9 protein-coding genes are annotated in these 14,954 nt (G+C 62.0%); 4 read left to right on the forward strand and 5 right to left on the reverse strand.

Annotated features, from left to right (window positions below):
* The first annotated feature begins 190 nt into the window (after positions 1-190).
* The 4 genes from VMH22_01810 to VMH22_01825 all read left to right on the forward strand — a co-directional run bounded on the left by VMH22_01810 (position 191) and on the right by VMH22_01825 (position 5,559).
* On the forward strand, positions 191-2,131 hold the full coding sequence (locus VMH22_01810; GenBank protein HTW90432.1) for a tetratricopeptide repeat protein: 1,941 nt from the start codon (positions 191-193) through the stop codon (positions 2,129-2,131).
* A 215-nt stretch (positions 2,132-2,346) separates the two neighbouring features.
* Positions 2,347-4,203 (forward strand): single-stranded-DNA-specific exonuclease RecJ, encoded by a 1,857-nt coding sequence (gene recJ / locus VMH22_01815; GenBank protein ID HTW90433.1) that lies wholly within the window; start codon positions 2,347-2,349, stop codon positions 4,201-4,203.
* 243 nt (positions 4,204-4,446) lie between these two features.
* Positions 4,447-5,370, forward strand: a complete 924-nt coding sequence (locus VMH22_01820; GenBank protein ID HTW90434.1) for a polyphenol oxidase family protein — start codon at positions 4,447-4,449, stop codon at positions 5,368-5,370.
* A 21-nt stretch (positions 5,371-5,391) separates the two neighbouring features.
* Positions 5,392-5,559, forward strand: coding sequence for a hypothetical protein (locus VMH22_01825; GenBank protein ID HTW90435.1), 168 nt, complete (start codon positions 5,392-5,394; stop codon positions 5,557-5,559).
* Here VMH22_01825 and rpsG read toward each other — a convergent pair.
* The 5 genes from rpsG to rplL all read right to left on the reverse strand — a co-directional run bounded on the left by rpsG (position 5,547) and on the right by rplL (position 14,881).
* Positions 5,547-6,017, reverse strand: coding sequence for a 30S ribosomal protein S7 (gene rpsG / locus VMH22_01830; protein ID HTW90436.1), 471 nt, complete (start codon positions 6,015-6,017; stop codon positions 5,547-5,549). The genes VMH22_01825 and rpsG overlap by 13 nt on opposite strands.
* 9 nt (positions 6,018-6,026) lie before the next feature.
* Positions 6,027-6,413: a 30S ribosomal protein S12 gene (gene rpsL / locus VMH22_01835; GenBank protein HTW90437.1), complete on the reverse strand. Its 387-nt coding sequence runs from the start codon at positions 6,411-6,413 to the stop codon at positions 6,027-6,029.
* A 1-nt stretch (position 6,414) separates the two neighbouring features.
* Positions 6,415-10,425: a DNA-directed RNA polymerase subunit beta' gene (rpoC, locus tag VMH22_01840; GenBank protein ID HTW90438.1), complete on the reverse strand. Its 4,011-nt coding sequence runs from the start codon at positions 10,423-10,425 to the stop codon at positions 6,415-6,417.
* Entirely contained in the window at positions 10,422-14,399 is a 3,978-nt protein-coding gene (rpoB, locus tag VMH22_01845) for a DNA-directed RNA polymerase subunit beta (GenBank protein ID HTW90439.1), read from the reverse strand. Before rpoB ends, rpoC begins: the two co-directional genes overlap by 4 nt.
* Positions 14,400-14,488: 89 nt before the next feature.
* Entirely contained in the window at positions 14,489-14,881 is a 393-nt protein-coding gene (gene rplL, locus VMH22_01850) for a 50S ribosomal protein L7/L12 (GenBank protein ID HTW90440.1), read from the reverse strand.
* Positions 14,882-14,954: the final 73 nt, after the last annotated feature.

Consider the following 14,954-nt stretch of genomic DNA (forward strand, 5'->3'; position numbering starts at 1 on the left):
CTGGTCGGTCCACTGGTCGCCGCGACGACCAGCCGCTGAGGGCGGTCTGGCAAGCCACCCGCGACAACGCCTGCAGGTATCATCGTACCTCTTCACAGGATAGACATCCGCCATGCACAAGTCAAATCGGATACACACGGCGGTCGCTGGCCTTGACCGGACAGGGCACGCCTCATATACTCCCGCAACGATGTCACGCCCGGAGAAGCGGCTCACCGGCCTGGGACGCAATTCCAAGCCTCAGAATGGCTTGGGTCGTGTCACGCGCCAGGACAGCCGCACCTGGCTGTTCTTCGCACTCGCGCTCACGTTCTTCATGCGTCTCTGGTTCATCCTCGGTATGCGCGGCAACCCCTTTTCGACTGTCGGGCCGCAGATGCTCGATTCCTATTACTATCACCGCTGGGCAATCGAGATAATATCGGGCAACTTCTGGGGCTCGGACGTCTTCTTCCTGCGGCCGCTCTACCCCTACCTGCTCGCGCTCATCTATGCCGTTTTCGGCCGGCACGTCTTCGCCGTTCAATTCATCCAGACTGTGCTTGCCACCATCTCCTGCCTCCTTCTCTACGAAACGACCCGGCACGTCTTCGGCAGGAGACCCGCCATCTTCGCGTCCTTCGGCTTCGCCCTGAACGGAATCCTGGTATTCTACACCGGCACGCTGCTCTACGTCGAAATCACAGTCCTGCTGAGCCTGCTCTTTCTGTGGCTGCTGCTCATCGCGGGCAAACGCATCTGGCTCTGGATTGCGGCGGGCGTCTGCTTCGGCCTGCTCGTCGTGTGCAGGCCGGAGCTGCTCCCGATTCTGCCATTCACGCTTCTGTGGCTATGGCGCAGACAGACCGCTGACCGCCAACCGGTGACCGCCAACCGCGCCCTCCTCAATCCAACCCACTCCCCAGAAGAGCAAGGAAGAACATGGACACGCGGACCAGCCGCGCTGACGGTTGCGGCGCTTGTGGTGATCGCGGTCGTGCCGATACGGAACTACGTCGTCGCCCGTGACCCGGTCCTGTTCACGGCCCACTCCGGCATCAACTTCTACTACGGGAACAACGCCTCGGCAGACGGAACGTGGCAGCCGACCGCCGAACTCGAACGCGGCCCCGGATTCTCACACGAACGGCTGAAGCGCGTCAGCCGGACCATCAACGGCCGTGAGCTTAGCTGGTCCGCGGCATCAGCCTACTGGACCAAGCAGGGCCTCAGTTTCATCACTCACCAGCCGCTCACGTACTTCCGCCTGCTCGGCCGCAAACTCCTCCTCTTCCTGAGCAACTACGAGGTGCCGAATGACTACTACCCGGAGACCGCCCGTGCCGCATCTTTGCCGCTGAGGTTGGCCTTTGTAAATCTTGGGCTTGTGCTTGGGCTTGGGCTCCTGGGCATGATCTGGGCATGGCCGAAACGCCGACAGGCGCTGCCTGCGTATCTGTTCGTCGCCGCGTATCTCCTCTCTTCCTTTCTCTTCTACGTGCTCTCGCGCCTCCGCGCGCCGGTGATTCCATTTCTTCTGATGTTTGCTGGCTTCGGCCTGAACGAACTGGTCGGAGCATACCGACAACGCCGCCTCGTTCGAGCCGCAACCGGCCTCGCGATTGCCGTCGCGGCCTACCTTGGTTCCGGCCTGATTCCGGTCCAGCGACAGACCTACTCGGCCCAGGCATGGACCCAGGTGGGCAACACGTTCCTCAGTGAACGCAAGATCGGGCCTGCCATCGACGCGCTCACCCGCGCACTCACGGTCCAGCCGAATTCGTATGCGGCCCGCTACAGCCTGGTCATGGCCCTGGCCGGCGCGGGCAAAACGGACCAGGCAGAAGCCGAGTTCTCAGAACTGGCCAAGGCTGCTGCCTCGTCTTCAGAGGGACAAGCCCTTGCCCGCCTCGCTGCGGCCCGCATCGCCATCGCCCGCCGCGATTTCGCACAGGCAGCCGCACTCTATCGACAAGACCTTGCCCAGTACCCGGACGATGCCGAGACCTGCTACATGCTCGGCCTGGTTTACATCAGCATGGACAGCCTTGCACAGGCCCGCGAGCAACTGTCCCGAGCCGTTGCTATCGACCCGGGCCAGGATGCCGCCCGCGATGCACTGAAGGCGGTCGAATCGCGGCTCCAGCATTGAAGCAAGAACCCCGTGCGGAGATCTCACCACCAAGACACCAAGGCACAAAGAGACATTACCACGGATTGACACTGATCAGCAGGGATGGATGCAGCGTGAATTCCAACTGTCCGCGAACCGCATCTGTGAGTATCCGTGTTCATCCGTGTTTCACCAAGTCGTCCTGCTTTCTTCGCCCCGCTTGACCCCGAGGCCCATACTCAATAGAACTTACCGTGCCCACGGTTAAGCCCACTCACCGCTGGCGGCTTCCCGCGCCGCCGGGAGACGACGCATCCACTCTTAGCCTTGAACTCCATCTCCCCGAATTGGCCGTGGACCTCCTCCTGCGCCGAGGATACTCGACTGCGGAAGATATCCGTGCCTTCCTCGACCCATCCCCTGCCCGACTTCGCAAACCCGACCTGCTACCCGACATCGTCCCCGCGACCGAGCGCATAATTGCCGCAATCAACCGACGTGAACGCATCCTCATCTACGGAGACTACGACGTTGATGGCGTGACCGGCACTGTCCTTCTGGTTTCTGTTCTCAACCAGCTCGGAGCCGATGTCCTATACTACCTGCCGCACCGTGAGGCCGAAGGCTACGGTTTCTCGGCTCAAGGCCTCCAGTTCGCGGTCGAGCAGGACGCAAGGCTGATTGTCACCAACGACTGCGGCTCAAATGACCACGACACTCTGGCTGCGGCGAAGGACGCAGGAATCGACGTCATCGTCACGGACCACCATGAACTGGCAGTGGCCAAGGACAAAGGACAAAGGACAAAGGACAAAAGCGGACTCCCCCCGGCGCTGGCGGTAGTCAACCCGAAGCGGGTGGATTCGAAATACCCGTTCCGCGAGCTGGCCGGCGTGGGGGTGGCATTCAAGCTCGCCTGGAGTGTACTCTCTGCCCTGAACCGCACCAAGGAAGAACTCCTCGCCCTGCTCGACCTCGTTGGGCTCGGCACCATCGCCGATATCGTCCCGCTCACGGATGAAAACAGAGTCCTCGCACGCATCGGCCTCAACGCCATCCGGCGCAGCTCTCGTCCGGGCATGCAGGCGCTACTCAGAGTCGCCGGCATCACGGACAAGGCCCTCACTTGCTACAACATCGGGTTCATGCTCGCCCCACGTCTCAACGCCGCAGGCAGGGTCGGCCACGCCGAGATAGCCGCACGGCTGCTCCTGACGCAGGACGAATCCGAAGCCGCCACCCTCGCGGCTGAACTCGACAGTCTGAATCGGTCACGCCAGTCGCTCGAAGAGAGAATCCTCACCCAGGCAGCCGCACTGGTCGAAGCCGGGCGGCTTGCTGACCGCCGGGCGATTGTCGTCGCCGCCGAGGGTTGGCACGAGGGGGTCATCGGCATCGTCGCGGCCAAACTGGTTGACCGCTTTTCCCGTCCCTGCATCGTGGTCGCGTTGAAGGACGACAGGGGCAAGGGATCGGGACGCTCGGTCACCGGCTTCAATCTCCACGCCGCGCTTACCGCCTGCTCCGGGTACCTGCTTACCTTCGGAGGGCACAAATACGCGGCGGGCCTGAGCCTCACGCGCGAGAACCTCTCTGGCTTCAGTTCGGCTCTCGCCGATTACGCGGACGGGTTTCCCGAGGAAATTTTCGAGCCGACCCTGCACATCGACGCGGTTGCGGCGATTGAACAGGTTGACGACGCGTTCGTCACCGCGCTAGAGAAATTCGAGCCCTTCGGCCCGGACAATGCCACTCCGCTCTTCGCCTCGCTCGGCATCGAAGTTGTGGGCTTTCCGCAGGTAGTCGGCAAGAGCCGGAATCACCTGAAGCTCAAGGTTCGCGCCGGCGAGCGCACGATCGACGCCATGGCCTGGGGCCGAAGCGCGGAAATCGTCAACCTCGGGGAACAGACTGAGGCTAAGGTCAAATCCGGCGCCTCTACCTTGACCTCGACCTCAACCTCTGCGAAGCTCGACATCTGCTACTCGGTCGGCCGCAACACCTGGAACGGCCGCACGTCAACCCAGCTCACACTCCGCGACCTTAGAACGGCCCAGGCTGCTGGGCCAGACTCAGGGACCGGGGATCAGGAATCGGGGGACAAGGATTGAACAAAGCGAAGCCGAATACGCGTGCAATGAGGTCGCAGACTCCAACCGCCGTGAATCCGCGACGATCTGCCAGACTGGTGATGCTTCTCTCCTGGTCCGCAAGTCCGCAGCTTGCTCTTTGCATCCTGCATCTTCTTGGCCTGTCTGCCTCATGACCCATCAGCGTAGTCTGCAACTGGTCATCACCGCGTCCTTGGTCCTACCTTCTGAGTTCTGCCTTCTGCCCTCTGACTTCGGCCGCCCATGATTCCTTCCTGGCATCTCTCGTCTGCGAACGAAGTCGAGTACTTCGAATATTCGCCCAAGTCTCGGCTCGTGCTCGCCTTCTTCACGCGCCGCGGCGGCGTGTCTAGTGGCGTATACGAATCGCTCAACACCTCGTTCCAGGTCGGTGATGATGCCGGCAACGTGGAGAGGAATTTCGCACGCGTCCGCCTAGCTCTCCGGCTGCCCGCGATACTCACGGTGAGACAGACGCACTCGGACATCGTCCTGCCCATCACCGATGAACCGACTCCGTCAGAGGCACTCGAAGGTGACGCCTGCATCACAAGCCGCGCAGGGCTTGGCCTCGGACTAAAGGTCGCAGACTGTCTGCCGGTGTACATGTACGCGGCCGACTCAAGCTGCATCGGCATCGCCCACTGCGGCTGGCGCGGTACCGTTGCCCGACTTGCGGAGAAGACCGCGCAACGGATGTCGCGTGAATACTCGGTGCCCCTGCACAATCTGAGATTCGCGCTCGGTCCCTGTATCTGCCCCGACCACTACGAAGTCGGCCAAGACGTGCGGCAAGAATTCGCCAAGACATTCCCCGACCCGGACCGATTCCTGTCGCCGGTCATAGAGACTGACTCTGCTCGCCACTCGCCATCCGAATCGAGACGGGGACTTTCCAGTAGCGAAACAGGGACAGTCTCGCGACACGTTCCTCGCGTCGCCCCGTGCGCCTGTCCCCGTCTTCGCGACTCCCAGGCACTGTCCCCACTGCCGCCAGTCAAGCTCCGTCTCGATCTCCGGGACGCCAACCGCTGGCTGCTGACCGAGATTGGTCTGACCGAGTCCGAGTCGCTGTCGCTCTGCACGCTTGAGGACGAGAAGCTCTTCTACTCTGCCCGCCGCGACAAGGTCACCGGCCGCAACCTCGCCGTCATCGCCCTCCACTGAGCCGGAAGGCTCGATCCGTTGATGAACACGGACGTGCAGATGTGTAAGGACGTCATTCGCGCTCGCATGGCCATCGGTACTTGGCGACTGTTTCTATGCTGGGTCGGAAACTCGGGAAAAGGGACGCGGCACGGGAGTTCGTGCCGCGTCAAAGTCGCAGTGCTGGCGCTAGTTCGCTACCAGCGGTAGTGGGCGAAGGCGCGGTTGGACTCGGCCATCTTGTGCGCGTCTTCCTTCTTCTTGACCGCCGCGCCTTGGTTGCGGCTGGCGTCGAGGAACTCGCTGGCGAGCCTCTGGATCATCGTGTGCTCGTTGCGAGCGCGGGCCGCCATGATGGTCCATTTGATGGCGAGGGCGTCGCGCCGCTTAGGTCTGACCTCCATCGGTATCTGGTAGGTAGCGCCGCCGACCCTGCGCGGCCTCACTTCGAGCACCGGCTTTACGGCGTTCATGGCCTTCTGGAATATGGCGTAGCCGTCCTCCTTGGCCTGTTCCTGAGCCAAGTCAAGCGCTCCGTAGAAGATGCGCTGAGCCGTGGTCTTCTTGCCCTGCCACATGAGGTTGTTGATGAACTTCGTTACAAAGGTCGATCCGTGACGCGGATCAGGTACCATCGTCCGCTCTTCGGCAGTACGTCGTCGTGACATGATTCTGCCTTATGACGCCGCGCCCGGCTTGGGCCGCTTGACGCCGTATTGAGAGCGCGCCTGCTTCCGGCCTTCAACGCCGGTCGTGTCCAAGACCCCGCGAACGACGTGATAGCGGACGCCGGGCAGGTCCTTGACACGGCCGCCCCGCACGAGCACGATGGAGTGTTCCTGCAGGTTATGACCTTCACCCGGAATGTAGCAGGTAACCTCGTACCCGCCTGCAAGCCGTACCTTACACACCTTGCGCAAGGCCGAGTTGGGTTTCTTGGGTGTTGTTGTGTAGACCCGCGTGCAGACGCCGCGTTTCTGGGGGTTGCCCATCAGGGCCGGCGTCTTGGACCGGCTGTGTATTGCCGTCCGCGGCTTGCGGACGAGCTGGTTTACTGTCGGCATGCTATAAAGCCTCCTCTACCTTCTCCTGCGACTCCTCGGCGACCAGTTTGATGCGGGCATACTCGCGGTATCCGGTGCCCGCCGGAACCAGCCGACCGACAATTACGTTCTCTTTCAATCCTTTGAGCTTGTCTTCCTTGCCGGAAATGGCGGCCTCGGACAGCACCCGCGTCGTCTCTTGGAAGGATGCGGCGGACAGGTAACTCTCGGTCAGGAGCGCGGCCCGGGTGATGCCCAGCAGTATCGGCTGGTAGCTCGCCGGCCGCATGTTCTCGGTGATGAGCTTCTGATTCTCGTCCAGCACGCGGCGGCGCTCGGCGATCTCGCCTTCGATGAAGTTCGAGTCGCCAGCATCCTCGACTTTTACCTTGCGCAGCATCTGCCGGACGATGACCGAGATGTGTTTGTCGTTGATCTTGACCTTTTGCAGACGGTACACGGCCTGGATCTGGTTGGTGAGGAACTCCTGCACCGCCATCCAGCCCCGCACCCTGAGCACTTCGTGCGGATCGACCGCTCCTTCGCAGAGCTTGTCGCCGGCGCCGACCGGGTCACCGCTCTGAACGAGCAGGTACTTGCCGTACGGGATTTCGTACTCTTTCTCGGTGCCGCCTTCGGACATGACTTTGACCTCGCGGATACCCTCGCGCGGCTCGCCGACGTTCACGGTGCCGTCGATTTCCGATATCGTCGCTGGTTCCTTGACGCGTTTGGCCTCGAACAGCTCGGCGACCTTGGGTAGACCACCGGTGATGTCGCGGGTCCGGCCCATTTCGCGCATCAACCTGGCCAGGGTGTCGCCGGGCAGCACTTCAGACTTGTTGTCGACCACGAGGTAAGCCCCGGCCGGCAGCGCGTGCGATTCTAGCACTTTGCCCTTGGGCCCGACAACGGCGACGCGCGGGTGGAGCCGGTGGCCTCTGTCCTCGGTGATAATTCGCTGCATGCGCTCGGTCCGCTCGTCGATATCCTCGCGCAGGGTCACGCCTACCTCGACGTCGTGATACATTATCTGACCCTTGGACCGGGCCAAAATCGGGATCGAGTAAGGCTCCCACTCGAACAGGGTATCGCCCTCTTTGACTTCCTGGCCGTCGTGAACGCGGACGGTGGCTCCGGCCGGGACGCTGAACGGAACCATGCGGTCCTTGGCCACGAGCACGAGCCTGCCCTGGTCCGGTGCGACAGTCTCGCCATCGGTTCGCTTCACCGTGACCAAGCCCTCGTACTTGACCTTGCTCGGGAACTTCGCGGTCGCCTTGGTCTGTTCGGCCACACGGGATGCAACGCCACCGACGTGGAAAGTCTTGAGCGTCAGCTGGGTACCGGGCTCACCGATGGACTGGGCAGCGACCACGCCAACCGCTTCTCCGATTTCGACGACCGAGCCGGTCGCCATGTTCCGGCCGTAGCACTTGACGCACAGACCGGAACGTGCTTCGCAGGTGAGCACCGAACGCACCCGCACCGACTCGATACCGTAGTCTTCGATTTCCTCAGCTGCCTTGTCGCTGATCTCACCACCGGCGGCAACGATAACCTCACCCGACACCGGATTCACGACGTCGTCGAGCGAGAATCGTCCGGCGATACGTTCGGACAGAGGTTCGACGATGTCCGCACCTTCGCGCAGCGCCGTCACTTCCTGCCCCAGAATCGTACCGCAGTCGTCGGTAGTGATAACCACGTCCTGTGCGACGTCAACCAGCCGGCGGGTGAGGTACCCGGCCTCGGCGGTCTTTAGGGCGGTGTCGGTGAGCCCCTTGCGCGCGCCGTGAGTCGAGATGAAGTATTCCCAGACCGACAAGCCCTCACGGAATGAGCTCTTGATCGGTGTCTCGATAACTTCCTCGCCGACCGACCGTCGCTGCGGCTTGGCCATGAGTCCGCGCATGCCGCCGATCTGGGCGGCCTGGGTGCGCGAGCCGCGCGCGCCCGAGTCGATGAGCATGAACACCGGGTTGAAACCGCCCTGGTCCTCGCTCAGTCGTTTCATCAGAGCCTCTTCGACCTCGGCGGTTGCAAGGGTCCAGGTGTTGACGACGAGGTTGTACTTCTCCGCGTCGGTCATCAGTCCGCGGTCATAGGCCCGGTGTACCTTCTTCAGGTCACGCTCGCTGCGTTCCAGAATCTCGTACTTCTCCCTTGGCACCACGACGTCGTCCACGCCGATTGAAAGTCCGGACCGCGTCGCCTGCTCGAACCCGATGTCCTTGACCGCGTCAAGCAACTGCGCGGTCGCCTCAAGACCCATGTTCCGGCTGCAGTAATCCACAAGTGCAACCAGCTTGTCCTTGGGAAAGTCCTCGTTCACGAAGCGGAGCTGGTCGGGCAGCACCTCGTTGAATAGCACCCGCCCCACTGTCGTGTCGTATATCTTGCCGTTGTATCGGAATCTCACCGGGTCGTGTACGACAAGCTCACCAAGGTCGTAGGCCGAGTGGACGGTCGCGAACTCGTCGAAGGAACCGACGGGCTCGGTGCGGTCACGTCGTTTCTTAGTAATGTAGTAGACGCCGATGACGATGTCCTGCGACGGCGTCATCAGCGGCCGGCCGTGGGCGGGCGACAGAATATTGTGCGATGACAGCAGCAGTACCGACGCCTCGATAATCGCCTCAGGAGTCAACGGCACGTGGACCGACATCGTATCGCCATCAAAGTCGGCGTTGAACGGCGGGCAGACGAGCGGATGGATGCCGATCGCACGGTGCTCAGCCAGAATCGGGAAGAATGACTCAACCGACACCCGGTGCAGGGTCGGAGCACGATTGAGCATCACCGGGTGGTCTTTGGTGACTTCCTCGAGCACCTCCCAGACCTCGGGCGCTTCGCGTCGGTACATACTCTTTGCCCCGCGCTCACTTTCGGCTAGACGGCGTTCTTCCAGCCGCCGCAGGATCATCGGCTTGAACAATTCGAGCGCCATCTCCTTGGGCAGACTGCACTGGTGGAGTTTTAGAGCCGGGTCAACGACGATGACCGAACGGCCCGAGTAATCCACGCGTTTGCCGAGCAGGTTGCGTCGGAACCTCCCCTGCTTACCGCGCAATGCTTCGCAGAGAGACTTGAGCGGCCGGTTGCCGCGTCCCCGAACCGGGCGCGGTCTGGTCTCGTTGGAGAAGAGGGTGTCAACCGCATCCTGCAACATCCGCTTCTCGTTCTTGAGAATGATGTCCGGGGTCCGGATTGACAGCAAGTGCTTGAGCCGATTGTTGCGGACTATCACCCGCTTGTAAAGGTCGTTCAGGTCCGACGTGGCGTAGCGGCCGCCTTCAAGCGGCACTAGCGGCCTCAGGTCAGGCGGAATCACCGGCAGCACGTCGAGAATCATCCACTCCGGGCGCGCGCCCGAAGCACGGAACGCCTCGACGACGCGCAGCCGCCTGAGCAGGTTGAACCGGCGCGAAGTCTCGTGCTTGATCCTTGCGCGCAGTTCCGCAGCCAGATCGTCGAGCTCGATCCGCGACAAGAGGGTCTTCAGCGCCGGCGCGCCCGAAGCCGCCTCCAGACCATCGGACTTGGGGCTGATCTTCTTCAGCTCATCCTCGGTGATCAGGTCCATCTTCTTGTAGGCAGAGTTACCCGGTTCGATGACGACATAGGCTTCGTAGTTTAGTATCGTCTCGACCTGGTTGATGGAGAGCGCGAGCATCAAACCAATCTTCGAAGGTGGCACCTGGTAGAAGAGCGTATGGGCCACCGGCACTACCAACTCGACGTGCCCCATCCGCTGCCGGCGCACCGCCGAGGTCGTGACCTCGACCCCGCACCGGTCGCAGACTATGCCCTTGTACCGGATCTTCTTGTACTTGCCGCAGTTGCACTCGTAGTCCTTGACCGGCCCGAATATCCGCTCACAAAAGAGCCCGTCGCGCTCCGGCTTCTGGGTCCGGTAGTTGATGGTCTCGGGCTTGATGACCTCGCCGCTCGACCAACTCCGGATTGTCTCGGACGAGGCGATTCTCAGTCTGAGCGAGTCGAAGTCGAAGAAATCCCGGTCGGTCATCATGCGGTCTCCTTTCCCCGTTCGGGGATGAGCTCCAGCCCGAGCCCCTGCAACTCCTTGACGAGCACCGCAAACGAGGCCGGAGTCCGAGGCCGCGGCGGGTTCTTGCCGCGAATCAGGGACTCGTAGAGCGCGCTCCGTCCATCGACGTCGTCGGACTTGATGGTAAGCATCTCCTGCAGAGCGTGAGCCGCACCGTACGCCTCCAGCGCCCAGACCTCCATCTCGCCGAACCGCTGGCCACCGAACTGGGCCTTGCCGCCCAACGGCTGCTGGGTGATAAGCGAGTAGCGACCGGTCGAGCGGGCATGAATCTTGTCATCCACCATGTGGATGAGCTTGACCATGTACATCATGCCGACTGTCACCTTGCCGTCGAACTTCTGGCCGGTCCGCCCGTCATACATCGCTATCTTGCCTTCCTCGGGCAGGCCTGCCTTGCGCAACTCGACCTTGATCTCCTCCGGCGTCGCGCTCTCGAATACCGGGCAGAACGCCTGATAGCCGAGCACCTTCGCCGCCCAGCCGAGATGGGTTTCGAGTACTTGTCCAAGATTCATGCGGGACGGAACGCCAAGCGGATTCAGAACCATGTCCACGGGCATGCCGCGCATGCCGCGGACGGTTTCGCTGGATTCTTTGCTGTCGGCCTCGACCGAAATGTAGGGCATATCCTCGACCGGCAGCACTTTTGAAACCACGCCTTTGTTGCCATGCCGGCCTGCCATCTTGTCGCCGACGGCGAGCTTACGCTTCTGGGCGATGAAAATCGTTATCCACTTCAGCACGCCGTGCGGCAGCTCGTCCCCGCGCGTCACGCGGTCGGCCTCCTGCTTCCGTTCTTCTTCAGCCGAGACCAGTGCCTCGTCATAGTCCTTCGCCGCCGCCCGGATTTCGGCCTGCAGCTTCGGGCTCGATACAAGCTGCTCAATGTTGCGGACGTCGGTGAACTCCTCGGACCGCAGGAACTCGTCGGTCATCGGCTGCCCGGCCTTGTGCAGAATCTTGCCCTTGCCGTCCTTGGCATTGGCAGCCGCCTTCTGCCCGCGCAGAGCTGACCGCACGCGTTCGTCACGTCGTTCCTGCAGGAACTCCTTCTTGAGGTTGTAACGGTGCCCGGCTTCGGCCACGCGCTCTTTCTCCAGCCGCCGGCTCATCGCGTCGCCGAGCTTGCGCGAGAGAATCCGCTGCTCAATCACTACGCCGAACACCCCCGGTTCCACGCGCATGGATGTGTCGCGGACGTTGGCCGCCTTCTCTCCGAATATGGCGCGCAGCAGCCGTTCCTCGGGCGTGAACTCGGTTTCGCCCTTGGGTGTGATACGGCCGACCAGGATGTCGCCCGGTCCGACCTCGGCTCCGAGCCGGATCACACCGAACTCATCCAGATTGCGCAGCTCGTCCTCGGTCGCGCCCGGGATGTCGCGAGTTATCTCCTCGGAGCCCAGCTTGGTCTCGCGAGCCTGGATTTCGAACTCCAGGATCTGAATCGAGGTGAAACCGTCTTCCTTGATCAATTCCTCGGAGACGACGATGGCGTCTTCATAGTTGTAGCCGCGCCACGGCACGAATGCGACGAGCACGTTGCGACCCAGCGCAAGCTGGCCGTCCTGCGTGGCCGGACCGTCCGCCAGCAGGTCGCCCTTCTTCACGCGGTCTCCGGCCCTGACCACCGGTCGCTGGGACAGGCACGTGTACTGGTTTGACTTCTTGTACTTCCTGAGCTTGAACTCGGTCGGCCCGTGGTCGGTGCGAAGGACAACGGACCGCGCATCCACCCGCGTTACCACTCCGTCGCTGGGAGCGAGCAGTATCGCACCCGATTCGGCCGCGAACTTGCCTTCGACGCCGGTCGCGACCAACGGCTTCTCCGGCAGGAGCAGCGGCACGCCCTGACGCTGCATGTTGGCGCCCATTAGCGCCCGGTCCGCGTCGTCGTGCTCAAGGAAAGGCACCATCACCGTCGACGGCGCGAAGATCTGCTTGGGCGAAACGTCCATGAAGTCGACCTGGTCCGGCGGCAGCGACACGACGTCACCCCTCCGGCGGCAGATAACGTCCTCATCGGCGAAGCGGTGGTCGGGCGTCAGCTTGCTCGTGGCCTGCGCGATCGCATAGTGGTCCTCTTCATCCGGGTTGAGATAGACCTCCCGGCCCTTGCCGACCATGACCTTTCCCTCGCTCACCCGCCAGTACGGCGTGGTCATGAATCCGTATTCGTCAACCCGACCATAGGTCGCCACCGTCGAGATCAGTCCGATGTTCGGGCCTTCTGGTGTCTCAATCGGACAGATCCGGCCGTAGTGAGAATAGTGGACGTCCCGCACTTCGAAGCCCGCAGTCTCTTTGGTCAGTCCACCCGGACCCAGGGTTGACACCCTCCGCTTGTGCGTCAGCTCGGTCAGAGGGTTGGTTTGCTCCATGAACTGGCACAGCTGGCTCTGGGTGAAGAACTGCATGATGGCATTGGCCACGACGCGCGTGTTGACCAGTTCCTGAGGCGTCAGCAGGCTGTCATCGATGAACGCTGCCCGCTCACGGATATTCTGCGCCAGCTGCATCAGGGCGGCGCGGAACTGGTTCTCGAGCAGTTCGCCCACGCGCTTCACCCTGCGGGCGGAGAGATGGTCAACGTCGTCAGCCTGGTACCGGATCGGTTCGGCAACCGTCTTCCGGCCTCTGGCACCCACGATTTTCTCGGCCTTCTTGCCGCGCCCCTCGTCGTAGTACGTCATCTCAAGTTCGGCCCTGCGCTCGTACCAGTGGTACTGGTCCGGCAGCAATTCCTGTTCCTTGAGTCCGGCGAACGTCTTGTCGCGTTCCTCCGACGAACCGGCATCGTAGCGGATCTGGTACAGCCGGCCTTCACCGGCAAACAGGAGGAGGTGCGAGACAATCTCCAGCACGTCATTCCTCTGCAAGCCGGTCTGGCTGAGTGGGACCTTGGCCATGAGCCGCTGGTTTAGCTTGTACCGTCCGACTGCGCCAAGGTCAAACCGCTTCTCGTCGAAGAGCATGCCGAGGATTACCGACTCGGCCAGTTCAATCGAATGGGGCGCGATTGAACGCAGCCGGTAGTAGATGCGTTTGATGGCATCTTCCTTCGACGTGGTTCGGTCCGAGCGCAGAGTGTTGGCTACGATGTCGAGCCCGGCCGGGTTTCCTTCGACCACCCATCCCTCGGTGACGTCCTTCGACGACAGGAAGTCAAGCAAACCCTCAGTCACGTACTCGCCGGCGCGCGCCCATGACTCGCCCGACTCGGACTTGATGTCCCGGGCCAGAACCTGCCCGGGCGCGAACGCCTGCTGAGTTACGCGAAACAGCTTTGCGACGATGTCTTCGTGGGAGTAACCGATCGCCCGCATGAAGGTCGCGGCGGAGATCCTCCGCTTTCGGTCAAGCAGCACGAGCATTGAGTTATGTTTGTCCACGACCAGCTCGAACCAGGCGCCGCGCAGCGGCACCAGCAACGCCGAGAACTCGTCGCCGTCGCGGGAGAAATAGACGCCCGGCGACCGGTGGAGCTGACTGACGATCACCCGCTCGACCCCGTTGATGATGAACGTACCGTTGGCGGTCATCCATGGCAGCTCGCAGATGAAGACTTCCTGTTCGAGGATGTCCTTGACTCTATCGCTGCCCGGCGCGGCCTGCCCTTCGGCTGAGACGAACTCCTTCTTGACCATCCGAAACACGACCTTGAGCGGCATCGAGTAGTTGACGCCCTTGGCCATGGCTTCGTCCGGTGTGTACTTCGGCTCGCCGAAATTGTAGCCGACGTACTCCAGCCGGAAGTTCTTGTGCGCGTCCTCAATCGGGAACGTCTCCCGCAGCACGCCCTCGAGCCCGCGCGGCTCGCGCCGTGCCGGGTCGCTGTCGAACTGGGCGAACTCTCGGAAGGAATCGAGCTGCAGCGAAAGCAGGCTCGGAATCTCTAAGTGAGTAGAGCTCCTAGAGAAGTCTAGCTGTTCCATTCTGCGAGCCTCCCCCGTGATCGGTCGATAACAGGAATGACTGACTGCGAATCACGAACCGTGATTCTGACTCTCGTCACTCGCCGCTTCTACTTGATCTCGACCTTGGCGCCCACCTCTTCGAGCTTCGCCTTGATCTTGGCGGCGTCTTCCTTCGTCACGTTCTCCTTGACCACGCTCGGGGTCTTGTCGATGATGTCCTTGGCCTCCTTCAACCCGAGCTGGGTGACAGCACGCAGTTCCTTGAGCACCTGTATCTTCTTGTCACCGACCGATACCAGCGTCACGGTGAACTCGCTCTGCTCCTCTGCCTTCGCTTCGGCCGGGGCAGCAGCGCCGGCCGCCGGCATCGGGCCGGCCGCCATGAACGCCGGAGCCGACACGCCGAACTTCTCCTTCAAGGTCTTCACCAACTCTGCCAATTCGGTAACTGTCAGGCCTTCGATTGTCTCGATGACCTGCTGGATTTTGGTTTCCGCCATCAATCCTCCTGGACTGTTAAACTGCCGCAAGCGACTGCGGCAAACCTATCGATCCCGTCGTTATGAAGCAGCA

This window comes from bacterium, from assembly GCA_035505375.1.
Lineage (GTDB): Bacteria > Hydrothermota > Tepidihabitantia > Tepidihabitantales > Tepidihabitantaceae > UBA2258.

Coding starts and splice junctions, on each gene's coding strand:
- VMH22_01820 (HTW90434.1), top strand. CDS start 4,447: ATGATTCCTTCCTGGCATCTCTCGTCTGCGAACGAAGTCGAGTACTTC.
- rpsL (HTW90437.1), bottom strand. CDS start 6,413: ATGCCGACAGTAAACCAGCTCGTCCGCAAGCCGCGGACGGCAATACAC.
- VMH22_01825 (HTW90435.1), top strand. CDS start 5,392: ATGAACACGGACGTGCAGATGTGTAAGGACGTCATTCGCGCTCGCATG.
- rpoC (HTW90438.1), bottom strand. CDS start 10,425: ATGATGACCGACCGGGATTTCTTCGACTTCGACTCGCTCAGACTGAGA.
- rplL (HTW90440.1), bottom strand. CDS start 14,881: ATGGCGGAAACCAAAATCCAGCAGGTCATCGAGACAATCGAAGGCCTG.
- rpsG (HTW90436.1), bottom strand. CDS start 6,017: ATGTCACGACGACGTACTGCCGAAGAGCGGACGATGGTACCTGATCCG.
- VMH22_01810 (HTW90432.1), top strand. CDS start 191: ATGTCACGCCCGGAGAAGCGGCTCACCGGCCTGGGACGCAATTCCAAG.
- rpoB (HTW90439.1), bottom strand. CDS start 14,399: ATGGAACAGCTAGACTTCTCTAGGAGCTCTACTCACTTAGAGATTCCG.